The 23318-nt window shown below is 72.6% G+C and carries 21 protein-coding genes and 2 pseudogenes; 15 read left to right on the top strand and 8 right to left on the bottom strand.

Annotation, left to right across the window (positions count from 1 at the left end; all coding sequences use genetic code 11):
• Nucleotides 1-199 precede the first annotated feature (199 nt).
• From ACIRQF_RS37135 to ACIRQF_RS37125, 3 genes and pseudogenes are all read left to right on the top strand, one after another.
• A pseudogene (locus ACIRQF_RS37135) lies at nt 200-635 on the top strand (Uma2 family endonuclease); the annotation flags it as partial.
• Between the two features lie 129 nt (nt 636-764).
• Entirely contained in the window at nt 765-1034 is a 270-nt protein-coding gene (locus tag ACIRQF_RS37130) for a type II toxin-antitoxin system Phd/YefM family antitoxin (protein ID WP_019434848.1), read from the top strand.
• 3 nt (nt 1035-1037) lie between these two features.
• Nucleotides 1038-1169, top strand: a pseudogene (locus ACIRQF_RS37125) (type II toxin-antitoxin system RelE/ParE family toxin); the annotation flags it as partial.
• Nucleotides 1170-1301: 132 nt separating this feature from the next.
• Here ACIRQF_RS37125 and ychF read toward each other — a convergent pair.
• The gene (gene ychF, locus ACIRQF_RS37120; RefSeq protein WP_376637838.1) at nt 1302-2390 is read right to left on the bottom strand and encodes a redox-regulated ATPase YchF; all 1089 of its coding nucleotides are present in this window, start codon (nt 2388-2390) and stop codon (nt 1302-1304) included.
• 163 nt (nt 2391-2553) lie between these two features.
• On the opposite strand from ychF, the gene ACIRQF_RS37115 reads away from it, so the two are divergent.
• The gene (locus tag ACIRQF_RS37115) at nt 2554-3165 is read left to right on the top strand and encodes a DUF6542 domain-containing protein (protein WP_389759869.1); all 612 of its coding nucleotides are present in this window, start codon (nt 2554-2556) and stop codon (nt 3163-3165) included.
• Nucleotides 3166-3443: 278 nt separating this feature from the next.
• On the opposite strand, the gene ppgK is transcribed toward ACIRQF_RS37115, so the two are convergent.
• A complete protein-coding gene (gene ppgK / locus ACIRQF_RS37110) occupies nt 3444-4217 on the bottom strand; it encodes a polyphosphate--glucose phosphotransferase (RefSeq protein ID WP_403528243.1) in 774 nt (257 codons plus the stop codon).
• Nucleotides 4218-4271: 54 nt separating this feature from the next.
• Nucleotides 4272-5273: a 4-hydroxy-3-methylbut-2-enyl diphosphate reductase gene (locus ACIRQF_RS37105; RefSeq protein ID WP_382486661.1), complete on the bottom strand. Its 1002-nt coding sequence runs from the start codon at nt 5271-5273 to the stop codon at nt 4272-4274.
• A 54-nt stretch (nt 5274-5327) separates the two neighbouring features.
• Here ACIRQF_RS37105 and ACIRQF_RS37100 point away from each other — a divergent pair, with 54 nt between their 5' ends.
• The 4 genes from ACIRQF_RS37100 (at nt 5328) to ACIRQF_RS37085 (ending at nt 9343) form a co-directional block, all read left to right on the top strand.
• Nucleotides 5328-6680, top strand: a complete 1353-nt coding sequence (locus ACIRQF_RS37100) for an APC family permease (protein ID WP_404099291.1) — start codon at nt 5328-5330, stop codon at nt 6678-6680.
• 401 nt (nt 6681-7081) lie between these two features.
• Nucleotides 7082-8299, top strand: coding sequence for an exodeoxyribonuclease VII large subunit (gene xseA, locus ACIRQF_RS37095; protein ID WP_404099289.1), 1218 nt, complete (start codon nt 7082-7084; stop codon nt 8297-8299).
• A 64-nt stretch (nt 8300-8363) separates the two neighbouring features.
• On the top strand, nt 8364-8600 hold the full coding sequence (locus ACIRQF_RS37090) for an exodeoxyribonuclease VII small subunit (protein ID WP_382486654.1): 237 nt from the start codon (nt 8364-8366) through the stop codon (nt 8598-8600).
• 152 nt (nt 8601-8752) lie between these two features.
• Entirely contained in the window at nt 8753-9343 is a 591-nt protein-coding gene (locus tag ACIRQF_RS37085) for a malonic semialdehyde reductase (RefSeq protein WP_376637831.1), read from the top strand.
• An 82-nt stretch (nt 9344-9425) separates the two neighbouring features.
• Here the strand turns inward: ACIRQF_RS37085 and ACIRQF_RS37080 are convergent, their stop codons facing one another.
• Entirely contained in the window at nt 9426-9941 is a 516-nt protein-coding gene (locus ACIRQF_RS37080; RefSeq protein WP_404099304.1) for a DUF4245 domain-containing protein, read from the bottom strand.
• A gap of 145 nt (nt 9942-10086) precedes the next feature.
• On the opposite strand from ACIRQF_RS37080, the gene glpX reads away from it, so the two are divergent.
• The gene (gene glpX, locus ACIRQF_RS37075) at nt 10087-11121 is read left to right on the top strand and encodes a class II fructose-bisphosphatase (RefSeq protein ID WP_376637829.1); all 1035 of its coding nucleotides are present in this window, start codon (nt 10087-10089) and stop codon (nt 11119-11121) included.
• Nucleotides 11122-11213: 92 nt separating this feature from the next.
• Here the strand turns inward: glpX and ACIRQF_RS37070 are convergent, their stop codons facing one another.
• Complete coding sequence (locus ACIRQF_RS37070) at nt 11214-11588, bottom strand: WhiB family transcriptional regulator (protein WP_376637850.1); 375 nt, start codon at nt 11586-11588, stop codon at nt 11214-11216.
• A gap of 157 nt (nt 11589-11745) precedes the next feature.
• Nucleotides 11746-12441: a DUF1707 domain-containing protein gene (locus ACIRQF_RS37065; protein ID WP_376637828.1), complete on the bottom strand. Its 696-nt coding sequence runs from the start codon at nt 12439-12441 to the stop codon at nt 11746-11748.
• A gap of 220 nt (nt 12442-12661) precedes the next feature.
• Between ACIRQF_RS37065 and ACIRQF_RS37060 the strand changes: the two genes are divergently transcribed.
• The 5 genes from ACIRQF_RS37060 to ACIRQF_RS37040 all read left to right on the top strand — a co-directional run bounded on the left by ACIRQF_RS37060 (nt 12662) and on the right by ACIRQF_RS37040 (nt 20351).
• Entirely contained in the window at nt 12662-14326 is a 1665-nt protein-coding gene (locus ACIRQF_RS37060) for a fumarate hydratase (RefSeq protein WP_404099284.1), read from the top strand.
• 103 nt (nt 14327-14429) lie between these two features.
• Entirely contained in the window at nt 14430-17165 is a 2736-nt protein-coding gene (locus tag ACIRQF_RS37055; protein ID WP_404099282.1) for an AAA family ATPase, read from the top strand.
• Nucleotides 17166-17666: 501 nt separating this feature from the next.
• Nucleotides 17667-18539, top strand: a complete 873-nt coding sequence (locus ACIRQF_RS37050) for an NAD-dependent epimerase/dehydratase family protein (protein ID WP_404099280.1) — start codon at nt 17667-17669, stop codon at nt 18537-18539.
• Nucleotides 18532-19350, top strand: coding sequence for an MBL fold metallo-hydrolase (locus ACIRQF_RS37045; RefSeq protein ID WP_382486644.1), 819 nt, complete (start codon nt 18532-18534; stop codon nt 19348-19350). Before ACIRQF_RS37050 ends, ACIRQF_RS37045 begins: the two co-directional genes overlap by 8 nt.
• A gap of 371 nt (nt 19351-19721) precedes the next feature.
• Nucleotides 19722-20351, top strand: a complete 630-nt coding sequence (locus tag ACIRQF_RS37040; RefSeq protein ID WP_389759790.1) for an HAD family acid phosphatase — start codon at nt 19722-19724, stop codon at nt 20349-20351.
• 18 nt (nt 20352-20369) lie between these two features.
• On the opposite strand, the gene ACIRQF_RS37035 is transcribed toward ACIRQF_RS37040, so the two are convergent.
• Nucleotides 20370-20873, bottom strand: coding sequence for a dirigent protein (locus ACIRQF_RS37035; RefSeq protein ID WP_382486640.1), 504 nt, complete (start codon nt 20871-20873; stop codon nt 20370-20372).
• Nucleotides 20874-20992: 119 nt separating this feature from the next.
• Here ACIRQF_RS37035 and ACIRQF_RS37030 point away from each other — a divergent pair, with 119 nt between their 5' ends.
• On the top strand, nt 20993-21655 hold the full coding sequence (locus tag ACIRQF_RS37030) for a lipoprotein (RefSeq protein ID WP_404099276.1): 663 nt from the start codon (nt 20993-20995) through the stop codon (nt 21653-21655).
• Nucleotides 21656-21743: 88 nt separating this feature from the next.
• Here ACIRQF_RS37030 and ACIRQF_RS37025 read toward each other — a convergent pair whose 3' ends face one another.
• A complete protein-coding gene (locus ACIRQF_RS37025; protein ID WP_404099274.1) occupies nt 21744-23276 on the bottom strand; it encodes a ricin-type beta-trefoil lectin domain protein in 1533 nt (510 codons plus the stop codon).
• Nucleotides 23277-23318 lie beyond the last annotated feature (42 nt).

Below are 23318 nucleotides of genomic sequence, written 5' to 3'. Positions count from 1 at the left end.
CGGCGGCTCACGCTCAAACCTTCGAACGCGGATTCCTCATTTCGCAAAAACGCACGGAAACACAAGACGGCACGACAAAAGCGTGCTGTCAGGCGTCGATGGTTGTTGCGGAATCGCTGTCCGGGGCCGACCGGAGTCGGTGCTCACGTCGGACAACTCGGAGAACACTACGGATCACGAGGGACCATGTCAACCCCGCGCCTGGGTGCCCGCCGACACCGAAGTCAGTCGTGAGAGGAGCATCAGGGTCGCCCCGCGCAACTGCCCCGAGCCCGTCCTCCGCCTGACGAGGATCTCCCCGTGACGACGTCCGGGCGCCGGTCACGGATGAAGTAGGACAGCACCCCTCCTGACAGTACGGCCCGGAGGACGTGAAGCTCGTTGTGGAGGTGGTCTCCCCCGAGTCCGCCCATCGCGATCGCACAGTAAAGCTCCGCAAGTACGCAGAGGCCGGCATCCCGCACTACTGGTGCATCGAGGACGAGGACGGGGCGCCCGTCGTGCACGTCTACGAGCTCGACGAACCCACCGGCGCCTACGCGCCCGCCGGGATTTTCCGGAACGCTCTCCAGCGCCCGGTGCCCTTCGAGATCACCCTGGACCTCGACAAGCTCACACCGCCGCGCAGCAGCTGAAAAGACAGCACCAAGTCAGCACGGTGCAAGTTCACCCAGCACATCCAGCACGCGCGACCGCGACGAAGCCCGTCGCCCGCGCCGGGAAAAGCGTTGTGTACACCTGAGTCACTCGGCACGCTTGGGCGCATGACGCAGCCGCTACCCATAGAGTCCATCCGCGATGTGCGCGCCCACCTCGCCGAGGTCGTGGAGCGTGCTGATCGCGACGACGTACCCACAGTGATCACGCGCCGGGGCAAGGAAGTCGCCGCCGTCGTCTCCATCGAGGTACTGCGCAAGTACCAGGAGTGGGAAGAGCGCGAGATCAATCGGATCATCGACGAGCGCATGGCCAACCCCGCGCCCGGCATCCCGATCGAGGACATCATGAGGGAGACGCTGGCACGCGGTGAGTGAGCCGCGCTCGTGTCCCAGCTCGAACGGCGCCGCCTGCGCGTCGGCGACTACCGCGTCGTCTACGCCATCGGCAGCAGAGAACTGGTGGTCTGGGCCGTTCACGCGGGACACCGGTCCACCGTTTACGACACCTGAGTGCTGCTGACCACACGTCAGAGTGTCCAGCACCCATCCAGCACGCGAATGCAGAAGGGGTCGGACTCGACAGAGTCCGACCCCTTCGACTTGCACGTTTGACTCAAGGCCTAACGTGCAGTGCGTGCGCGACTACACGTTGAAGCGGAACTCCACCACGTCGCCGTCCTGCATGACGTACTCCTTGCCCTCCATGCGGGCCTTGCCCTTGGCGCGGGCGTCGGCGACGGAGCCCGTCTCGACCAGGTCCGCGAAGGAGATGACCTCGGCCTTGATGAAGCCCTTCTGGAAGTCGGTGTGGATCACACCGGCCGCCTCGGGGGCCGTGGCGCCCTTCTTGATGGTCCAGGCGCGGGACTCCTTGGGGCCGGCCGTCAGGTAGGTCTGGAGGCCGAGGGTGTCGAAGCCGACGCGGGCGAGGGTGGCGAGGCCGGGCTCCTCGGCGCCGACGGACTGGAGGAGCTCCATGGCGTCCTCCTCGTCGAGCTCGGCGAGGTCCTGCTCCAGCTTGGCGTTGAGGAAGATGGCCTCGGCGGGGGCGACCAGGGCGCGCTGCTCGTCCTTGAAGGCGTCGTCGGTCAGCTCGTCCTCGTCGACGTTGAAGACGTAGAGGAACGGCTTGGTGGTGAGCAGGTGGAGGTCGTGGAGGAGCTCCGCCTTCTCCGAGCCCTGGACGATGCCGGCCGAGAAGAGCGTGTCGCCCTTCTCCAGGATCTCCTTGGCGGCCTCGACGGCCACGACCTTCGGGGCCACGTCCTTCTTGATCCGGGACTCCTTCTGGAGTCGCGGCAGGACCTTCTCGATGGTCTGCAGGTCGGCGAGGATCAGCTCGGTGTTGATCGTCTCGATGTCGTCCTTGGGCGAGACCTTGCCGTCGACGTGCACGACGTTCTCGTCCTTGAAGGCGCGGATGACCTGGCAGATCGCGTCCGACTCGCGGATGTTCGCCAGGAACTTGTTGCCCAGGCCCTCACCCTCGCTCGCGCCGCGCACGATGCCGGCGATGTCGACGAAGTCGACGGTGGCCGGGAGGACGCGCTGCGAGCCGAAGATCTCGGCGAGCTTGTCCAGGCGGGTGTCCGGGACGCCGACGACGCCGACGTTGGGCTCGATCGTGGCGAACGGGTAGTTGGCCGCCAGCACGTCGTTCTTGGTCAGGGCGTTGAACAGGGTCGACTTGCCGACGTTCGGCAGGCCGACGATTCCGATCGTGAGCGACACGGTGGCGACTTCCCTAGGAGGAGTGGAGGGTGGGGCGATCCCCCAGTTTACGGGGGCACCCGACCGGGCCCGACCGGTCGAGAACACCCCTCTTCCCGCCAAGGTCACCCAAAGGGCGTGTCCCGCAGGGGGTTCCCGGGCTGTTCCGACCTACGTTGGTGATGTGGAGCAGCACAGGACACGCAAGACGCAGCCCCGCCACCCCGCCGGGCACGGCCGGGAGGCCCCTCTGACGCCGCCCGGCGCCCTGGTCGAGGGCGCCGCGGTCTACCGCGTCGCCTCCCGGCCGCGTCCGGGCCGGCCCCGCGTCGAGCGCACGCCGCCGCCCGTCGTCATGGCGCTGCGCAGACTGCCCAACCCCCGGCTGACAGGTCTGGGCGCCGGGCTCTTCGTCTCCGCCGTCATGCTGGCGATCGGTTTCCTCGACTGGCTGCTGTTCGACAGCTCTCCGCTCGTCTACGGGCTGCTCTTCCTGCCCGTCAGCGCCCTGACCGCGTTCTGGGTGCGCACCGCCGACCTGGTCACCGCGCCCATCTCCGTACCGATCGCCTTCGCCGTCGGCGTCGTCCCCGTCTCGGGCGGTACGGGCGGGTTCGGGGGCCAGGCCATGGCCCTGGTCACGGCCCTCGCCGTGCACGCCGGCTGGCTGTACGGCGGCACTCTCGTCGCCGGCCTGATCGCCAGCGTCCGGAAGGTGCGCGACATGGGGCGCCGCCAGCGGGCGCCGGGCGGTGCGGCACGACCGGTCAGGCGCCCGGCCCCCGAACGCGGCTAGGACGAACGACGGCGGGAGGGGGCGGGGCCGGGGTGGGGGTGTCCGGACGTGGCGGCGACCTTCCCGAGCGAAGCGAAGGGAAGCTCGCAGTCCGGGCCGCCCGCGGTCTGGTTGTGTCGCCGCACGCCCCCCCCCCCCCCCCGGCCCCCGCCCCCGGCACCCCACGGGGTTGCCACCCACGAGCTCGCCGCGCCCACCCACCCGGCCCGGCACCACCCCAGGTCAGAGCAGGTCAGAGCAGGTCAGAGGCGCCGCAGGTCAGGTCAGGGCAGGGCAGGTCAGAGCACCGACGCCCCGGGCGGGGTGACCGGCGGCGCCCCCGCCGCCATCGCCGCCCCCACGATCCCCGCGTTGTTCTGCAACTGCGCCGGCACGATCTCCGCCCTGATGCCCTCGATCAGCGGCAGGAACCGGTCGGCCTTCCTGCTGACTCCCCCGCCGATGATGAAGAGCTCTGGCGAGAAGAGCATCTCGACGTGCGCCAGGTACTTCTGCACCCGTCGCGTCGCCCAGTGCTCCCAGCTCAGGTCCTCGTCCTCGCGCGCCTTCGACGAGGCGCGCTTCTCCGCGTCGTGGCCCTTGAGCTCCAGGTGCCCGAGTTCGGTGTTGGGGAGGAGCGTGCCGTCGACGAAGACGGCCGAGCCGATCCCGGTGCCGAGGGTGAGCACGATGACGGTGCCCTTCCGGCCCTTCCCCGCGCCGAAGGCCATCTCCGCGATCCCCGCCGCGTCGGCGTCGTTGAGGACGGTCACCGGCAGTCCGCCGAGCCGGTCGCCGAGCAGCCGGCCGGCGTCGACGCCGATCCAGCCCTTGTCGACGTTGGCCGCGGTACGGATGGTGGAGCCGGTGACGACCCCGGGGAAGGTGACGCCGATCGGCCCGGACCAGCCGAAGTGGTCCACGACCTCGACGACGCAGCCCGCGACGTCGTCGGGCGTCGCGGGCTGCGGGGTGAGTACCTTGTGGCGGGGTTCGGCCAGGTCGCCGCGGGCCAGGTCCACGGGGGCGCCTTTGATGCCCGAGCCGCCGATGTCCACTCCGAAGACGTTCATGGACCCAACGTTACGGGCAGAGGCCCTCCGTCACTCCTCAAACGGGAGCCGGAGTCACTCCTTGCCGAGCGCGTCCGCCACCGCGCGGAGGTCCTTGTTGCGGAGCTCCTTGGGCAGCGAGAAGGTCAGCGACTCGTCGGCCGTCTTGACCAGCTCCACGTCGGCGTAGCCGCGCTCGGACAGCCACTCCAGGACCTCCTGGACGAGGACGTCCGGGACGGAGGCGCCGGAGGAGAGGCCGACGCTGGTGACGCCCTCCAGCCAGGTCTCGTCGATCTCGCTGGCGAAGTCGACGAGGTAGGCGGCGGGGGCGCCGGCCTGCTTGGCGACGTCGACCATGCGCTGGGAGTTCGAGGAGTTCTTGGAGCCGACGACGATGACCAGCTCGGCCTGCGTGGCGAGCTCCTTGATCGCGGTCTGGCGGTTCTGCGTGGCGTAGCAGATGTCGTCCGACGGCGGGGAGATCAGCTGCGGGAACTTCTCCTTCAGCGCGTCCACCGTCTCCATGGTCTCGTCGACCGAGAGCGTGGTCTGGGAGAGCCAGACGACCCGGGAGGGGTCGCGGACCTCGACCTTGGCGACGTCCTCGGGGCCGTCGACGAGCTGGATGTGGTCGGGGGCCTCGCCGGAGGTGCCGATGACCTCTTCGTGGCCCTCGTGGCCGATGAGGAGGATGTCGAAGTCCTCGTTGGCGAAGCGCACGGCTTCCTTGTGGACCTTGGTGACCAGCGGGCAGGTCGCGTCGATCGTCGCGAGCCGGCCCTGTCGGGCCTCCTCGTGGACGGTCGGGGCGACGCCGTGCGCGGAGAACATCACGATGTTGCCCGGCGGCACCTCGGTGGCCTGGTCGACGAAGATCGCGCCCTTCCGCTCCAGGGTCTGCACGACGTACTTGTTGTGCACGATCTCGTGGCGCACGTAGACGGGGGCCCCGTACTGCTCCAGGGCCTTCTCCACGGCGATCACGGCACGGTCCACACCCGCGCAGTAGCCGCGGGGAGCGGCGAGCAGGACACGCTTCGGGCTGTTCGCGGGCGTTGCAGTCATGGTCCCCATCGTAAGGCCGCGTCGGTGGGCGGTTTCGTCACCGCCGTGGCCGAGACTGACGCCATGGCTGAGGACGCACGGGCGGCGGGGGCGGATCACGAGGGCCTGCGACGGAATCTCGGCTTCCGGGACCTCGTGGTCTACGGGCTGCTGTTCATCGCCCCGATGGCGCCGGTCGGCGTGTACGGCACGCTGGACGCGAAGTCGCACGGGGCGGTCGCACTCGTGTACGTCGTGGCGACCGTCGCGATGGCGTTCACGGCCTTCAGCTACGCGCAGATGGTGCGGGTCGCCCCGGGCGCCGGCTCCGTGTTCACCTACGCGCGCACGGCGCTCGGCGAGGGGCCCGGGTTCGTCGCCGGCTGGATGGCGATGCTCGACTACCTGCTGATCCCGGCGGTCGCGTACCTCTTCGCGGGCATCGCCATGGAGGCGCTGGTCCCCGAGGTGCACCGGTGGGTGTGGACGGGGATCGCGGTGGTGGTGACGACGCTGCTCAACCTGTGGGGCGTGCGGGCCGCGGCCCGGGTCGGCTTCGCCGTGCTGACGATGGAGATCGTGGTCCTGCTGGTCTTCGTCGTGTCCGCGATCGTCGTGCTCGTACGGGACGGGGCGCAGCGCGACTGGTGGTCGCCGCTGACGGGGGACGCCGGGTTCTCGACGGCGGCGATCGTCGGGGCGGTGTCGGTGGCGGTCCTGTCGTACCTGGGCTTCGACGCGATCGCGGCCTTCGCGGAGGAGGTGACGGGCGGCTCGGAGAAGGTGGCCCGCGCGCTGCTGTTCTGTCTGGCGCTGGCGGGCGCGCTCTTCGTGGCGCAGACCTGGTTGGTGGCGCTGCTGGAACCGGTCTCGTCGGGCGAGCTGGCGGCGGATCCGGCACTGCAGGGCTCCGCCTTCTACGACGCGGTGGAGGGGGCCGTGGGGGGCTGGCTGCACGACCTGGTGGCCGTCTCGAAGGCGATCGGCGCGGCCTTCGCGGCCCTCGCGGGGCAGGCGGCGGGCAGCAGGCTGTTGTTCGCCATGGGCCGCGAGCGCCGGCTGCCTCATCTGCTGGCCCGTACGGACTCGGGCGTGCCCCGGGTGGCGCTGCTCGTGTCGGCGACGGTCACGATGATCGCGGCGGTGTGGGCGGCGCGGAGCGACGACGGTCTCGACCACCTGGTGTCGGTGGTGGACATCGGCGCGCTGACCGCGTTCGTCCTGCTGCACGCGAGCGTGGTGGTCTGGTTCGCGGTGCGGCGCATGGCGGGGCCGCCGCACTGGCTGCGCCATGTGGTGGCGCCGGTGCTGGGTGCGGCGATCCTGGTCGCGGTGATCGTGGAGGCCTCCCCCTCGGCGCAGGTCGTGGGCGTGATCTGGCTGGGCATCGGTCTGGTGGTCCTCGCGGTGCAGGGCGCCCGGCGCCCGGAAGCGTGACGGTGCCCCGGGCCCGGAAGCGTGACGCGGCTCGGCGTCCGGGAGCGTGACGGTGCCCCGGGCCCGGAAGCGTGACCGTGCCCCGGGCCCGGAAGCGCGACGGTGCCCCGGGCCCGGAAGCCTGACGGTGCCCCGGGCCCGGGAGCGCGACGCGGCTCGGCGTCCGGGGACGCGGAGGGCGGCGGGCGGAGGGCGGCGGGCGGCGGCGAGCGGCCAGCGGCCAGCGGCCAGCAGCCAGCGGCGACATCGTCCGCCTGCGGGCGCCGGGCCGACCCGGCCGGGCGCCCGAGGGCGCGGCGGTCGCGGGGCGTCCGGAGGAGCCCGGCGGCCTGGGTCCGGGAGCGTGACGGGCCCCCGCACGGCACGCCTCCGCTGTCGGACCGGGCCGTTACGCTCGGCGCATGGGTCTGAACACGTCAGCCGAAGCGCCGCTGCCCGTCGGTGAGATCTCCCGGCTCATCGGGGGCTGGATCGACCGGCTCGGGACGGTGTGGGTCGAGGGGCAGATCACGCAGTTGTCGCGGCGGCCGGGAGCCGGGGTGGTGTTCCTGACGCTCCGGGACCCCTCGTACGACATCTCGATCAACGTCACCTGCTACCGCCAGGTCTTCGACGCCGTCGCCGACGTCGTGTCCGAGGGCGCGCGGGTGGTCGTGCACGCGAAGCCGGAGTGGTACGCGCCCCGGGGGCAGTTGTCGCTGCGGGCGGCGGAGATCCGGCCGGTCGGCATCGGCGAGCTGCTGGCCCGCCTGGAGATGCTGAAGAAGTCGCTGGCCGCCGAGGGACTCTTCGCACTCGACCGGAAGAAGCCGCTGCCCTTCCTGCCGCAGCTGATCGGCCTGGTCTCCGGGCGGGCGTCGGCGGCCGAGCGGGACGTCCTGGAGAACGCGCGGCGGCGCTGGCCGGCCGTCCGTTTCGAGGTGCGCAACGTGGCGGTGCAGGGGGTGAAGGCCGTGCCGCAGGTGATCCAGGCGGTGCGGGAGCTCGACGCGCACGAGGGTGTGGACGTGATCATCGTGGCGCGGGGCGGCGGCAGCGTCGAGGACCTGCTGCCGTTCTCGGACGAGCAGCTGGTCCGGGCGGTCGCCGACTGCCGTACGCCGGTGGTGTCGGCGATCGGTCACGAGCCGGACTCGCCGTTGCTCGACCTCGTCGCGGACCTGCGGGCCTCCACGCCGACCGACGCCGCGAAGAAGGTCGTGCCGGACGTGGGCGAGGAGCTGGAGCGGGTGCGGGGCCTGCGGGACCGGGCGCTGCGCTGCGTGCGGGGGTTGCTGGAGCGTGAGGAGCGGGGGCTGGCGCACGCGCTGGCCCGGCCGGTGATGGAGCACCCGCAGCGGATGGTCGAGGTGCGCGAGGACGAGCTCGACGCGCTGCTCGCCCGCAGCCGGCGCACGCTCGGGCATCTGCTGGACCGGGCCGACTCGGAGCTGTCGCACACCCGGGCGCGGGTGCGGGCGCTGTCGCCGGCGGCGACGCTGGAGCGCGGGTACGCGGTGCTCCAGCGGGCGGACGGCGCGGTGGTGCGGGACCCGGCGGAGGTCGGGGCCGACGAGGAGCTGCGGGCCCGGGTGGCCGCGGGCGAGTTCACGGTGCGCCGCACGGCCGGTCAGGGCTGAGCGCCGCACATCTTCCGGACGCCGGTCCGGATCATCTTCCCCAGGGATTTCCAAGGAGAGACGCATGGCTACGGGTACGGAACAGGGCGCGCTCGGCTACGAGCAGGCGCGGGACGAGCTGATCGAGGTCGTCCGGCGCCTGGAGGCGGGCGGGACGACGCTGGAGGAGTCGCTGGCGCTGTGGGAGCGCGGCGAGGAGCTGGCGAAGGTCTGCCGGCACTGGCTGGAGGGGGCGCGGGCCCGGCTCGACGCCTCGCTGGCGGCCGAGCGGGCGGAGGAGGCGGCGGAGGGGGAGGAGTAGGGGGCGCGGGGTTGTCGCGTACACTTAATCCTGTGAACCGGATCACTATCCGGTTTGGATAGTTGAAACTTCACCTACTCCGGGCGTACTGTCGAGACATCGCTCGCTCCCCCCGACGAGCGACCCCCCTTGCAGTTCGGAAGGTACGCAGCATGTCTCTCGTTCTTGACCCCGCCGCCCAGGACCTCCTCTTCCGTGAGGCCCGCACTGCCAACACGTTCACCGACGAGCCGGTGACCGACGAGCAGGTCCAGGCGATCTACGACCTCGTCAAGTACGGCCCGACCGCGTTCAACCAGACGCCGCTGCGCATCACCCTGGTCCGCTCCCCCGAGGCCCGCGAGCGCCTGGTCGCGCACATGGCCGAGGGCAACCAGGCCAAGACGAAGGCCGCCCCGCTGGTCGCCATCCTCTCCGCGGACAACGAGTTCCACGAGGAGCTCCCGGCCCTGCTTCCGCACTTCCCGCAGGCCAAGGACATGTTCTTCGCCGAGCGCCCGGTCCGCGAGCAGTCCGCCCTGCTGAACGCCGCCCTCCAGGCCGCCTACTTCATCGTCGGCGTCCGCGCCGCCGGCCTGGCCGCCGGCCCGATGACCGGCATGGACTTCGCCGGCCTCCAGAAGGAGTTCCTGGACGACGACCACACCCCGCTGATGGTCGTCAACATCGGCAAGCCGGGCGAGGACGCCTGGTTCCCGCGTTCCCCGCGTCTGGCCTTCGACGAGGTCATCACCACCGTCTGATGACCTGAGCGCACGCGAAGGGCCCCTGGTGCACCGCACCAGGGGCCCTTCCGCATGTCCGCAGCAGCAGGACCTCGCGCCGTCAGACCTTCTTCGACTGCAGCGCGCCCGCCATCTGGGCGAGCCGCTCGAACGAGGCCGTACCGGCCACGACCGTCGTCGCACCGCCCTCGGTGCGCACGAGGGCGTCGTACTTCGGACCCTCCCAGCGCTGCCAGACCCGGCCGCCCACCGTCTGGGTCTTCCCGGAGTTCTTGGCCTCCAGGGTGACCTCGGGCACGTACTTCGCGGGGTCGGCGGTGGACTGGTTGACCGCCACGTACTGGGTGTCCGGGTCCAGGAAGCCGAGGCGCCAGGCGTCGTGCTCCTCGCGCTTGTACGAGACGACCGTCGCCTTCCAGTCCGCGCCGAGGCCCTCGGGGGCCAGCACGGGGTAGGGCGCCGCGCGCTGCGCCGTCGCCAGCTCGACCCGGTAGTCCTTGGTCTCGACCGGGGTCGCCTTCTCGTCGTGGGGGATGAAGTAATACATCACGCCCGCGGCGACCATGATCACCGCGAGGGACTGGAACATCCCGCGTACCGTCTGCCTGCCTCGCATACCTGCCACGCCCCCATGGTCGCATCATGGTGTTGTGCTCATACGTGGGCCCCTCTGCTCAATTTGTCGACCTGACGATAGAGTCACAGCACCCTCTGTTTTTCCGGCCGTCGCCGACCGTCGCCGCATAGAAAGGTGCGCTCCGATGACCGAGCACCACCACCTGCCGCCCGAGCTGGAGGTCTCTCCCGAGGCCCCCGACCGCAACCTCGCCCTCGAACTGGTCCGGGTGACCGAGGCCGCCGCCATGGCCGCCGGCCGCTGGGTCGGCCGCGGAGACAAGATCGGCGCGGACGGCGCGGCGGTGAACGCCATGCGCACCCTGATCTCCACCGTCTCGATGAACGGCGTGGTCGTCATCGGCGAGGGCGAGAAGGACGAGGCGCCGATGCTCTTCAACGGGGAGCGGGTCGGCGACGGCACCGGTGCCGAGGTCGACATCGCCGTCGACCCGATCGACGGCACCACGCTCAACGCCAAGGGCATGCCGAACGCGATCGCCGTCCTCGCCGCAGCCGACCGCGGCGCGATGTTCGACCCGTCCGCGGTCTTCTACATGGACAAGCTGGTCACCGGCCCCGAGGCCGCCGACTTCGTCGACATCAACGCGCCCGTCTCGGTCAACATCCGCCGGGTCGCCAAGGCCAAGGGCATGACGCCCGAGGACGTCACCGTGGTCATCCTGGACCGCCCCCGCCACGAGGGCATCGTCAAGGAGATCCGCGAGACCGGCGCCCGGATCAAGTTCATCTCCGACGGTGACGTGGCCGGTTCCATCATGGCCGCCCGCGAGGGCACCGGCGTCGACCTCCTCATGGGCATCGGCGGCACGCCCGAGGGCATCATCTCGGCCTGCGCCATAAAGTGTCTGGGCGGCGTGATCCAGGGCAAGCTGTGGCCGAAGGACGAGGCCGAGCGCCAGAAGGCCCTCGACGCGGGCCACGACCTCGACCGGGTCCTCACCACCAACGACCTGGTCTCCGGCGACAACGTCTTCTTCGTCGCCACCGGCATCACCGATGGCGAGATCCTCCGCGGGGTCCGCTACCGCTCCGAGACCGCGACCACGCAGTCCCTGGTCATGCGCTCGAAGTCCGGCACGATCCGGCAGATCGACTCCACCCACCGCCTGTCGAAGCTGCGCGCGTACAGCAAGATCGACTTCGACCGCGCGAAGTAGCGGCGCGGAAGCGACGCCGGTACGAACCGGTACGGAAAGGGGCGCCCCCATGTGCGGTGGGGGCGCCCCTTTCCGTACGGGTGACGGACGCGTCAGCCGGCCTGGGCGATGCGCTCGGCCGCGGCCGCCTTGCGGAGCTCGACCTCCCGGCGGCGGCGCCGGGCGAGGACCACACGGCGCTCGGCGGCGGTGAGCCCGCCCCACACCCCGTACGGCTCGGGCTGGAGCAGCGCGTGCTCACGGCACTCGACCATCACGGGACAGCGGGCGCAGACCCGCTTGGCGGCCTCCTCCCGGGCGAGCCGGGCGGCGGTGGGTTCCTTGGAGGGGGCGAAGAAGAGCCCGGCCTCGTCCCTCCGGCACACCGCCTCCGCGTGCCAGGGACCGGCCTCGTCCTCCCGAGCGGGGATGCGCTGGGGCGGCACGGCGGCGGCGACCCGGAGGGGCTGATGCGGCGGCGTGTGCAGCACGGTCTACTCCTGACGACGGCTTCCGCGGGCGAGCGAGCGACGATGCACCAGCCCTACCCGCTGTGCGCGCGCCTATGCACTGCGTGCCGCGGTGTTCCGCGGTGCGGACACCTGACGGCGAATTCCGGTCAGCGTACGGAGCGGAATCCGGGCGTCAGTGACCGAGATGCTTGCGGAACTTGTCCTGAACCTGGTTCTGCAGGTCGGTGATCCACTTGCCGCGCTTGGGCTTGGCCTCCACGTTGCCGAAGATCGCGAAGCCGTTGACGACCACGACCGGGGCCTGCGGATCGACGCCCTCCAGGGTCACCACCTCGAAGTTGCCGAGGACCCCGGTGCCGCTGCCGCGCAGCGTGATGTTCTCCGGGACGCGGACCTCGACGTTGCCGAAGATCGACGTCGCGTTGATGGTGGTGAGGCGCTGGGCGAAGATCGCCTCGGTCAGGTCGATCTCGATGCTGCCGAAGAGCGAGAAGGCGTTGGTCCTGCGCCCCACCCGCCAGCGGCCCCTCCGGGTCGACGCGGAGAACACCGCGACCAGGTTGTCGGCCGGGCCCTCGGCGTCCTCGGGGCCGTACAGCGGGGCGGGCGCGGCGTGCGGCCGGGAGCCGGCGACCGGCAGGTCCCGCACGATCGGCTCCAGCTCGCCGACGGTCTTCGCCCGGTAGACCGCGTCGATCCGCTCCGAGTGCTCCTCGGCGTCGAGCCGCCCCTCCGCCAGGGCGTCCGCGAGGATGTCCGCGATCCTGTCCCGGTCCGCGTCCGAGGCCCGCAGCGACCCCGCGGGATCGGCGAAGTCGGGCCGGGGCGCGGGAGCGGGCGGCTGCTGAGGCTGCTTTTCGAGGTCCACGACCTCAGCGTAGCGAAACGCGATAGATCGCGACCAGGGGGAGCGGCCGTGTCCCGGGGGCGGCGGGCACGGCGCAGCGCAAACGCGCCATTCCGGCGCGGCCCCGGCCCCTACTGAGCCTTACCTCACAGGATCGCCGCCGCCCGCGCGTCTTAGGCTGGAGGACGCGCCGCCAATGGAGGCGGCGCCGCTGTCTGCCGAGTGAGGAATGGCCGCCGTCATGCCAGAGTTTGCGTACTCCGATCTGCTCCCCCTGGGAGAGGACACCACGCCCTATCGCCTGGTGACCTCCGAAGGTGTCTCCACCTTCGAGGCCGACGGCCGTACGTTCCTCAAGGTCGAGCCGGAGGCGCTGCGCAAGCTGGCCGCCGAGGCGATCCACGACATCCAGCACTACCTGCGCCCGGCCCACCTGGCCCAGCTGCGGAAGATCATCGACGACCCGGAGGCGTCGAGCAACGACAAGTTCGTCGCGCTCGACCTCCTGAAGAACGCGAACATCGCCGCCGCGGGTGTCCTGCCCATGTGCCAGGACACCGGCACGGCGATCGTCATGGGCAAGCGCGGCCAGAACGTGCTCACGCAGGGCCGGGACGAGGAGGCCCTGAGCAAGGGCATCTACGACGCCTACACCAAGCTCAACCTGCGCTACTCGCAGATGGCCCCCGTGACCATGTGGGAGGAGAAGAACACCGGCTCGAACCTGCCCGCGCAGATCGAGCTGTACGCGACCGACGGCGGCGCGTACAAGTTCCTCTTCATGGCCAAGGGCGGCGGTTCGGCCAACAAGTCCTTCCTCTACCAGGAGACCAAGGCGGTCCTGAACGAGGCCTCCATGATGAAGTTCCTGGAGGAGAAGATCCGTTCGCTCGGCACGGCCGCCTGCCCGCCGTACCACCTGGCGATCGTCGTCGGCGGCACGAGCGCCGAGTTCGCCCTGAAGACCGCCAAGTACGCCTCCGCGCACTACCTGGACGAGCTGCCCGCCGAGGGCTCCGCCGAGACCGGCCACGGCTTCCGCGACAAGGAGCTGGAGGAGAAGGTCTTCGAGCTGACGCAGAAGATCGGCATCGGCGCCCAGTTCGGCGGCAAGTACTTCTGCCACGACGTGCGGGTGGTCCGCCTCCCCCGCCACGGCGCCTCGCTGCCCGTCGCGATCGCCGTCTCCTGCTCGGCCGACCGCCAGGCCGTCGCGAAGATCACCGCCGAGGGCGTCTTCCTGGAGCAGCTGGAGACCGATCCGGCGCGCTTCCTGCCGGAGACCGAGGACGCGCACCTGGAGGCGGGCGAGGTCGTGAAGATCGACCTCAACCAGCCGATGGACCAGATCCTCGCCGAACTCACCAGGCACCCGGTCAAGACCCGCCTCTCGCTGACGGGCCCGCTGGTCGTGGCGCGCGACATCGCGCACGCCAAGATCAAGGAGCGGCTGGACGCCGGCGAGGAGATGCCGCAGTACCTGAAGGACCACCCGGTCTACTACGCGGGCCCCGCCAAGACCCCCGAGGGCTACGCCTCCGGTTCCTTCGGCCCGACGACGGCCGGCCGCATGGACTCCTACGTGGAGCAGTTCCAGGCCGCGGGCGGCTCGAAGGTGATGCTGGCCAAGGGCAACCGTTCGAAGCAGGTCACCGACGCGTGCGGCGCGCACGGCGGCTTCTACCTCGGCTCCATCGGCGGCCCGGCGGCGCGCCTCGCCCAGGACTGCATCAAGAAGGTCGAGGTCGTCGAGTACGAGGAGCTCGGCATGGAGGCGGTCTGGAAGATCGAGGTCGAGGACTTCCCGGCGTTCGTCGTGGTGGACGACAAGGGCAACGACTTCTTCCAGAGCCCTGCCCCGGAGCCGACGTTCACCCACATCCCGGTGCGCGGCCCCGGTCTCTGACCCCCGCTTGACGACAGGCCCCCGGCACGCGCCGGGGGCCTGTCGTCGTTCGTCCCGGGTGACGGCATGATCGTCAGGACGTCCGGGTGAAGGGGGAACACCGATGAGCGACGGGGGCCTGAGCGGCCGGGACCGGGAGCGGGACTTCCTGGTGGGGCTGCTGGCGCGGGCGGCGGACTGCCGGGGCGGGGCCGTGGTGCTGCGGGGCGAGGCCGGGTCGGGCAAGACGACCCTGCTGGAACACGCCGGGGCGCTCGCGGACGGGGCCGTCCTGCTGCGGTGCGTCGGGGTCGAGTCGGAGGCGGCGCTGCCGTACGCCGGCCTCCAGGTGCTGCTGCGGGGCACGCTGGAGCGGGCCCGCGGTCTGCCGGAGCGTCAGCTTCGGGCGTTGCGCGGGGTGATCGAGCTGGACGACGCGCCGCTCGGCGACCGGTTCCTGGTGGGGGCGGCCACCCTCGGGCTGCTCGGGGAGCTGGCCGAGGAGCGGCCAGTCGTGGTGCTGGTCGACGACGCGCACTGGCTGGACCTGGAGACCGTGGACGCGCTGCTGTTCGCGGCCCGCCGGCTGGGCGTGGGGCGGGTGGCCATGGTGTTCGCCGCGCGCGAGGGGTCGGCGGCCTTCGACGGCGCGCCCGGCCTGCCGGTGCTGCACCTCGGGCCGCTGACGGACGAGGAGGGCGCGGCGCTGCTCGCCGGCCGCGCGCCCGACCTGCACGCGGCCGTGAGCAACCGGATCCGCGGGCTCGCACAGGGCAATCCGCTCGCCCTGGTGGAACTGGCCGGGGCGCTGACGGCGGCCCAGCGGGACGGGAGCGAGCCGCTGGACGCCCGGGAGATCGCCGTCCTGCCGGCCTCGTGGCGGGTGCGGCGGATCTTCGACGAGCGGATCCTGGCCCTGCCCGGGCCGACCCGCCGGCTGCTGACGGTCGCCGCGGCCGACGACACGGGTGACGTGGCGCTGGTGCTCGCGGCGGCGGAACGGGTCGGGGCGGGCGCCGGGGACCTCGGGCCCGCGGAGGCGGCGGACCTGGTGCGGGTCTCCGGGCGGCGGCTCGTCTTCCGGCATCCGCTCGTGCGGGCGGCGGCGTACCAGGGGGCGGTGCTGGCCGAGCGGACGGCGGCGCACCGGGCGCTCGCCGAAGCGGCGCCCGCCGGTGGGGACATGGGCCGCCGGGCCTGGCACCTGGCGGCGGCGACGGTGGGCTACGACGAGGAGGTCGCAGCAGAACTGGAGCGCAGCGCCGAGCTGTTCCGTTCGCGTGGCGGGCGCGCGGCGGTCGCCGCGGCCTATCGGCGGGCGGCCCGCCTGACGGAGGACCCGGAGGCCCGGTCGCTGCGGCTGGCCGCGGCGGCGGCGGCCGCGGCCGAGGCCGGGCAGGTGGAGCTCGCGGCCGCGCTCGCCGACGAGGCGGGGCCGGTGAGCAGTCCGCCGGCGGTGGCCCGGCTCGCGAGCGTGCGGGCGGCGCTGGAGCACGGCCGGGGCCGTGCGGAGTCGGCGCGACTGCTGCTCGTCGAGGCGACCCGCGAGGTGACGGCGCGGCGGCCGGCCACGGGGGCGTGGCTGCTGTTCGAGTCGGCGGCGATGGCGTGGGACGCGCCGGACCCGGTCGCGGCGGCCCGGGACACCCGGTCGCGGCTCGCCGGCCTGGACTTCGGCGACTGTCCGGTGTACCGGGGCGCGTCGGGGGTGCTGGACGCGCTGGCGGGTGATCCGGTGGCCGGGGCGGCGGCGATCCGGGAGTTCGCCGGGTACGTGGTGCGGACCCGGCCCGAGCGCAGCCTGGCGGACCAGGTGCGGCTGCACGGCTGGGACATGCTGCTGGGCGAGTACCGGGGGGTGCTCGACGAGGCGGTGGCGCTGGAGCAGGAGTGCCGGGCGGAGGGCGCCGCGGGTGTGTTGCCGCGGGTGCTGCTGCGGCTGGCGCGCTGCCGGCTCTTCCTGGGCCGGCACCGGGACGCGTACACCACGGCGGTCGAGGGGCTGGAGATCGCCCGTGACACCGGTCAGCGGCACCTCGCCTCGCTGCTGTGCGGCGTGCTGTCCGCGCTCGCCGCGCTGGACGGGGACGAGCCGGGCGTGACGGACCCGGGCGGCGAGCTGTGGCCCGGTCTCGCGCCGCATGCGGTCTCGCGGACGAGGGCGCTGGGCCTGCTCGACCTGGGGCTCGGCCGCTACGACGCCGCGCTGCAGCGGTTCGCGGTCCTGACGGGCGGGCCGTACCGGCATCTGATGCTCTCCGTGCACAGCCTGCCCGACCAGGTGGAGGCGGCTGCCCGGCTCGGCCGGGGCGCCGACGCGGGCCCGGCGGCCGAGCGGTTCGCCCGCTGGGCGGGGTCAGCCGGGACGCCGTGGGCGGAGGCGGTGGAGCTGCGCTGCCGCGCCCTGCTGGCCCCCGAGGGTGCGGCCGAGCACTGGTACGAGCGGGCGCTGGCCGCGCACGAGGGGGACGGCCGCCCGTTCGAGGAGGCGCGGACCCGGCTGCTGTACGGCGAGTGGCTGCGCCGGGCGAAGCGCCGGGGGGCCGCCCGGGAGGCGTTGACGGTGGCCCTGGAGGTGTTCGAGCGGACGCAGGCGGGGGCGTGGGCGGACCGGGCCCGCACCGAGCTGCGGGCGCTGGGGGCCGCTCCGGCCCCGGCGGCGGCCGGGTCGGATCTCGCCGGCCGGCTGACGGCGCAGGAGCTGCGGGTGGTCCGGCTGGCGGCGACGGGCCTGAGCAACCGGGACATCGGGGCGCGGCTGTTCCTCAGCCCCCGCACGGTCGGCTACCACCTGTCCAACGCGTACCCGAAGCTGGGCGTGCCCTCGCGTGCCGCGCTGGGGGCGCTGGACCTGGGCTGAGGAAGCGGGACCGGGGGCGCGGCGCGGGTGCGGGCCCCGTGGCCCCGGCCTCCCCCCGCTGCCCGTGGCGGCGGCTTCCCCCGCTGCCTGTGGTGCCGGCCTCCCCCACTGCCCGTGGCGGCGGCCTCCCCCCACTGCCCGTGGCGGCGGCCTCCCCCCACTGCCCGTGGCGCCGGCCTCCCCCGCTCCTCGTGGCACCGGCATCCCCCACTGCCCGTGGCCCCGGCCTCCCCCGCTCCCCGTGGCCCCGGCCTCCGTCAGGGGTCCCGCGGCCGGGTCGTCCACCACCCCCGTACGGCGTCCCGGGTCGTCAACCCCCGGCATGGCATCCCGGGTCGTCAACCCGGCACGGCATCCCGGTCGTCCGCCCCGGCACGCCATCCCGGTCGTCCACCCCCGTAAGGCATCCCGGTCATCTGACGGATCCGCAGGACCCTTCCGTGTTCGTACGGTTCCCCTCGTCGGACGAAGGGCCGGCGGAGCGGCCGGAGGGGAGAGGTCATGAGGGTTCTGGTGCTGGGCGCGACCGGATACATAGGTTCCGCGGTGGTGGCGCGGCTGACGCTGGAGGGCCATGTCGTGGTCCCGCTGGTGAAGGACGCGACCGCGTGGGAGGGCGACGGGCCGGTGCGGGTCGGGGATCTGACCGATTCGGCCTCGTTGCGCGCGGCGGTCACGGACGACGTGGACGCGGTGGTGAACCTGGCGACGCCGACCGGTGACGAGGCGGTGGACACGGCCGCGCTGGAGGCGTTGCTCGCGCCGCTGCGCGGGACCGGCCGGGCGTTCGTCTACACCAGCGGCGTGTGGGTGCTGGGCGCCACCGGGGACGCGCCCGTGGACGAGGACGCGGCGACCGACCCGATCGCGATCGTCGGCTACCGCCCGCGGATCGAGGAGCGGGTGCTGGCCGCGGCCGGGGAGGACGTGCGCGCGGCCGTGGTGCGCCCCGGCATCGTGTACGGCCGCGGGGGCGGCATCCCGGCGATGATGACCGGCTGGGCCGGGGAGCACGGCACGGGCCGGTACGTGGGCTCGGCGGCGACCCGCTGGCCGATGGTGCACGTGGACGACCTCGCCGAGCTCTACGCCCTGGTGCTCGCCAAGGCCGAGGCGGGCACGGTGCTGCACGGCGTGGCGCACGAGGCCGTGCCCGTCGCGGCGGTCGCGGCGGCGGCGGACCTCGCCGCCGGTGGGACCGGGCGCGCCGAGCCGTGGCCGGTGGAGGGGGCCGCCGAGGTGCTCGGGGCGCCGTTCGCGGAGGCGCTCGCGCTGCACCAGGTGGTGTCCGGGCGGCGGGCGGCCGGGGTGCTGGGCTGGCGCCCGAGCCGCCCGTACGTCCTCACCGAGCTCGCCGGGGGTACCCGTGGCTGACTCCGGCATCCCGGCGCCCCCGATCTGCCGCGCGTGCGGCACCCAGTACGCCGAGCCGCGGCCCGACTGTCCCGTCTGTCTGGACGAGCGGCAGTACGTGGGCCGGGACGGGCAGCGGTGGACGACCCTGGAGGAGTTGCGCGCCGAGGGGCAGACCGGCCGCTTCGAGGAGGAGGGGCCCGACGTGCTCGGCGTCGGGTACACCCCGGGCTTCGCGATCGGGCAGCGCGCGCTGCTGCTGCGCACCTCCGCCGGGAACGTGCTGTGGGACTGCGTGCCGTACCTGGACGACGCGATGGTGCGGGCCGTCGAGGAGCTCGGCGGCATCGACCACATCGCGATCAGCCACCCGCACTTCTACTCCACGATGGTGGAGTGGGCGCACGCCTTCGACGCCCCCGTCCATCTGCACGAGGCGGACCGGCGGTGGGTCGGCCGGCCCGATCCGGCGCTGAAATTCTGGAGCGGCCGCACGCTCCGCCTGGGCGACGAGCTGACCCTGATCAACCCGGGCATCCACTTCCCCGGCAGCGCCGTGCTGCACTGGAGCGCGGGCCAGGGGGCGCTGTTCACCGGCGACGTGGTCAACGTCTGTCCGGACACGCGCTGGGTGACCGTCATGTACAGCTATCCGAACCACGTTCCGGAGCGCCCGCAGGCCGTCCGCGCCGCCGCCGACCTGCTGGGCGGCTACCGCTTCGAGCGCATCTACGGCGCGTGGTGGAACCGGGTGGTGACCTCGGGCGGCAACGAGGTCCTGGCCCGGTCCGTCGAGCGCTACCTGCGCTTCGAGGAGGGGCTCGTCGGCTGACCGGCCCTCCTTCGAGCCGGCGCCGGCGCCCTCCCGCGCCCCGCCCGCCCGTGCGCTCGCCCGCGCTCCCGGCCCCCGCGGCCGGGGGCGTCGTCGGCGGGGGCGCGGGCGGGGCCGTCTCCGGGACCGGTCCGCCGCGCCTCTGGCCGGGGCCGTATCCGGGACCGGTCCGCCGCGCCTCTGGCCGGGGCCGTCTCCGGGACCTTCGGCGGGACGTTCCTGCCCGCGCCCTCGCCGGCGCCTTGGCGGGCCCCTTCGTCGATCTTCGCTCAGATTTTCGCTACCGACTGGTAGCCCTCTCGTCTCCTACTGGCCAGTATGGGGCGCGAGCATGTCAACCACTGAGCCGGTAGACCACTCGGGAGCCCCCCATGCCCTCCGCAAAGGCCAAAACCACCGCGGCCGCCACCCTCGGCCTGACCGCCCTCCTCGTGGTCGGCCCCGCGCCGGCCGCCTCCGCGGCCGACCCGGACACGCACCTCGCGTCGACCGCCGCGATCAAGCACGTCGACTACACGACCTGGCGGCACGACGTGGCCGCCGTGGTCGACCAGGCGCGCCCGTACATCGAGGACCGCGCCGAGGACGCCGACGGCGAGAAGCAGGCGATCGTCCTCGACATCGACAACTCCTCCCTGGAGACGGACTTCCACCCGTTCTGGGAGCTCCCGACCCCGGCCATACCCGAGGTGCGGGCCCTGGTCGCCGACGCCCACGCGCGCGGGGTGTCCGTCTTCTTCGTGACGGCCCGTCCGGGGATCATCCACTCCCTGACGGACTGGAACCTGAAGAAGGCCGGCTACCCGGTCGACGGGCTGTACGTGCGCTCGCTGCCCGATCTGTTCGCCGAGGTGAGCGCGTACAAGACCGCCAAGCGCGCGGAGATCGAGGCCAAGGGTTACACGATCATCGCGAACATCGGCAACAACACCACCGACCTGGTCGGCGGCCACGCCGAGCGCACCTTCAAGCTGCCCGACTACGACGGCAAGCTGTCGTAGGGGGCGGGCACCGCGTGGTCAGCGCGTGGTGATGTGGAAGTCCATCCGCTGGTAGTCCCCGTCAGGGGTCACACGGATGTAGCCGTGCGCGCTCTTGAAGTCGCCGGTGCCGCCGGTGACGGCGACGTCGAAGGCGGCCGGCTGCTCGTTCGTGATGTCGAACGTCGTCAGGGCCTGGGCGGTCAGCTGGCCGCCCGGTCCACCGTTCAGGGCGAAGGTGCCGATGCAGTTGGCGTCGGCCTGGTCGCCGGAGACGCGCACCACTCCGCAGACGCCGCCGTCCCGGCCGACCTTGTCGCCGCCCTTGGTCTTGTACAGGTCGTCGGCGAACGTGAAGGTGTCGCCCGCCTTGGGCGCCGGGGCGCTCTCGCTCGCCCCGGAGACGGGGACCTCCTTGGCGTAGAGCGTGAATTCGAAGCCGTCGCCGTCGTCGTGGGCGGCGGCCGGGGCGGCGGTGGCGAGCGCCACGGCCGCGACCGTGCAGGCGCCGAGCGCGCCGATCCTCCTGAACCTGCGGATCATGTCCTGCCTCCTGCCGGGATGGCGGATCTCCCCCGAGGCCCGCTCATCATTGTCCGGCCGCCCGCCCGGGGGCGCACCCGGGTCGCGGGGGCCGGTCACCGGCCAGGGATGATGGGCCCATGCCACAGAGAGCATCCATACGTACGGCGGTACCCGTCGCCCTGCTGGCCTCGGGACTGCTGCTGACCGCCTGCGGCAGCCAGGCGGACTCCCCCGCGGCGCAGCCGGCGCCCGTCGCGCCGACGAGCGCCGCGCCCTCGTCCCCGCCCGCGCAGACGAAGCCGGCGAACGCGGCCGGCTCGCTGGGCGGCGCCGGTACGGCCTGCGAGCTGCCCGTCTCGTTCTCCCTCGCGAAGGACTGGAAGCCGAAGGCGGTCGAGAACCCGGAGGACCCGGAGTTCGCCGCGCTCACCCGCCAGGGACCGGCCTTCGCCCGCTGCGAGGTGGACGCCAAGCCCGCCGGGAACATCGGCTTCCTGCGGGTGTGGACCGCGCCCGGGGACAAGGGGCCGGCCCGTGCCGCGCTCGAGGCCTTCGTCAAGGCGCAGCAGAAGACGTCGGGCGTCCTGTTCAAGCAGACGCACGCCGGCGCACTGCCCGCCACGGAGGCCGTCTACACCGTGCACAACGAGGCCCTCGACGAGAAGAAGCAGGAGCGGGCCTTCGCCGTCGACACCCCGAAGGGCCCGGTCATCGTGCACCTCGGCGGGCTCGACACCGAGGAGCACCAGCAGATGCTCCCGGCGTACGAGCTGGCGAAGCAGAGCCTGCGGGTGCGGTGAGCCGCACCGCGTGACCGTGGTGGACCTGCCCGTGGCCCCCGTCCCGCACCGGACGGGGGCCACGGTGTCGTGGGGCCCCGCGCGAACGTCAGGCGGCGAAGCGCTGGTTCGCGGAGCCGTTGCAGCTCTGCAGGCGGATCGCCTCCCTGGCGGCGCCCTGGGTCAGGCACAGACCGGTGGCCGCGGCCGGCCGGAGGGTGTCGCCGTCACGGACGAACTTCTGGTTGGCGGCGCCGCTGCAGTTCCAGACGATGAGCGCCTTGCCGGCCTGGTAGACCGCGCCGGGGACGTCCAGGCAGCGGTCCTGGGTGAGCTGGGTGTGCACGGTCCGGCGGGCGGAGTCGTACCACCAGCCCTGGTTGCGGCCGCCGTGGCAGTCCCAGCCGAGGACGGCGGTGCCGTTGGCGGACTCGGAGGCGTTCACGTCGAGGCAGTTGCCGGTGGCCGCGTTCTTCAGCGGCCGGTACGCGTCGTCCCAGGCGAGCGGGAAGAGCGTCGGCGTGCCCGAGGAGTCGACGTCGGCACAGGCGGCCTCGCGGACGCCGGCGCTGTAGATCTGGGTGAGGCAGGACGCGAAGGCGCCGTGGCCCCGGTAGTTGGGGTGGAAGGACTGGCGGACGGAGTTCTCGTCCGGGGTGCCGGGCTTGGAGAGGTCGATGTAGAGGCCCCGCGCCCAGGCGTCCTCCATGCAGACCTCGTGGCCGTGGAAGAGCCGCGAGTTGTCGAGGAAGACGGCGCCGGTGTCGGCGGCCGCCTTGCGCATGCCGCGCTCGAAGGCGGGGACGGCGGTGTTGCGGCCCCACTTGGTGTCGGAGTCGTAGCCGAGACCGCCGCAGATCAGCTTGCCCGGGAAGTTCGGGTTGTCGTGGAAGTCCGGGCCGATCGGGCTGGGGTAGCCCATCACCACGAGCTTGTAGTCGGCGTCGGCGTAGCCGGCGTCGTGCATGACGGTCCGCAGGTCGCGGACGGTCTGCTCGACCTTGGGCACGAGGCCGTCGACGCGGGCCTGCCAGCCGGGGGCGTACGCGGGCTCGCAGGGGCCCTGGGAGAGCAGGTAGCGCTGGACGCAGTCGGTCATGACGGGACCGAACTGGAGGTCGTCGTTGGCGCCCGCGACCAGTACCACCATCTTGATGCGGGTGTTGCGCGCCTTGATCGCCAGGTTGTCGCTCTGGACCAGCTCGTCGGCGTACTGCTGGGAGCCGTCGATCCGGATGTTGCCCGTGTACGCGCCGGAGCAGGACACGTTGAACGTGAGGTCCGCGGGGATCCCGGTGCGGTGGATGGCGGCGTCGGGCGAGCGGTGGCACCAGTTGGCCGGGCCGTTGGTGGGCGACTCGTAGTTCCCGACGCCCTCCCCGGAGATCTCGCTGTCGCCGAGCGAGATCAGCCCGGTCCGGCGCTGGGCGAGCGGGCGTTCCTCGGGGCTGCCGTAGATCTTGGTGGCCTCCGCGGCCCGGATCGCCTCCAGCTCGGGCGAGAGGGGGACGGAGGTGATTCCGGCCGCGGTGGCCGTGTCGGCCGCTCCGGCGGGGGCGGCGGCCGTCATGCTGCCGAGGGCCGCCGCCGCCGCGGCGAGGGCGGCGACCGGCCAGCGGAGTCTGTACCTGGTGCGCGTCATTGCGCCTCCTGGAAGTGGGGTTACCCACGGTTTCTACTGGCC

The sequence above is a fragment of the Streptomyces sp. NPDC101191 genome, from assembly GCF_044767915.1.
In the GTDB taxonomy this organism is placed as follows: domain Bacteria; phylum Actinomycetota; class Actinomycetes; order Streptomycetales; family Streptomycetaceae; genus Streptomyces.
Note: the sequence above shows the minus strand (reverse complement) of the source record. Positions and strands in the feature narration are given on the sequence as shown.

Bases quoted from the DNA above. Each gene is read 5' to 3' on its own strand.
- ACIRQF_RS37130 (WP_019434848.1), top strand. From the start codon at position 765: ATGACGCAGCCGCTACCCATAGAGTCCATCCGCGATGTGCGCGCCCAC.
- ppgK (WP_403528243.1), bottom strand. From the start codon at position 4,217: ATGAACGTCTTCGGAGTGGACATCGGCGGCTCGGGCATCAAAGGCGCC.
- ACIRQF_RS37105 (WP_382486661.1), bottom strand. From the start codon at position 5,273: ATGGGGACCATGACTGCAACGCCCGCGAACAGCCCGAAGCGTGTCCTG.
- ACIRQF_RS37100 (WP_404099291.1), top strand. From the start codon at position 5,328: ATGGCTGAGGACGCACGGGCGGCGGGGGCGGATCACGAGGGCCTGCGA.
- xseA (WP_404099289.1), top strand. From the start codon at position 7,082: ATGGGTCTGAACACGTCAGCCGAAGCGCCGCTGCCCGTCGGTGAGATC.
- ACIRQF_RS37090 (WP_382486654.1), top strand. From the start codon at position 8,364: ATGGCTACGGGTACGGAACAGGGCGCGCTCGGCTACGAGCAGGCGCGG.
- ACIRQF_RS37085 (WP_376637831.1), top strand. From the start codon at position 8,753: ATGTCTCTCGTTCTTGACCCCGCCGCCCAGGACCTCCTCTTCCGTGAG.
- ACIRQF_RS37080 (WP_404099304.1), bottom strand. From the start codon at position 9,941: ATGCGAGGCAGGCAGACGGTACGCGGGATGTTCCAGTCCCTCGCGGTG.
- glpX (WP_376637829.1), top strand. From the start codon at position 10,087: ATGACCGAGCACCACCACCTGCCGCCCGAGCTGGAGGTCTCTCCCGAG.
- ACIRQF_RS37060 (WP_404099284.1), top strand. From the start codon at position 12,662: ATGCCAGAGTTTGCGTACTCCGATCTGCTCCCCCTGGGAGAGGACACC.
- ACIRQF_RS37055 (WP_404099282.1), top strand. From the start codon at position 14,430: ATGAGCGACGGGGGCCTGAGCGGCCGGGACCGGGAGCGGGACTTCCTG.
- ACIRQF_RS37050 (WP_404099280.1), top strand. From the start codon at position 17,667: ATGAGGGTTCTGGTGCTGGGCGCGACCGGATACATAGGTTCCGCGGTG.
- ACIRQF_RS37040 (WP_389759790.1), top strand. From the start codon at position 19,722: ATGCCCTCCGCAAAGGCCAAAACCACCGCGGCCGCCACCCTCGGCCTG.
- ACIRQF_RS37035 (WP_382486640.1), bottom strand. From the start codon at position 20,873: ATGATCCGCAGGTTCAGGAGGATCGGCGCGCTCGGCGCCTGCACGGTC.
- ACIRQF_RS37030 (WP_404099276.1), top strand. From the start codon at position 20,993: ATGCCACAGAGAGCATCCATACGTACGGCGGTACCCGTCGCCCTGCTG.
- ACIRQF_RS37025 (WP_404099274.1), bottom strand. From the start codon at position 23,276: ATGACGCGCACCAGGTACAGACTCCGCTGGCCGGTCGCCGCCCTCGCC.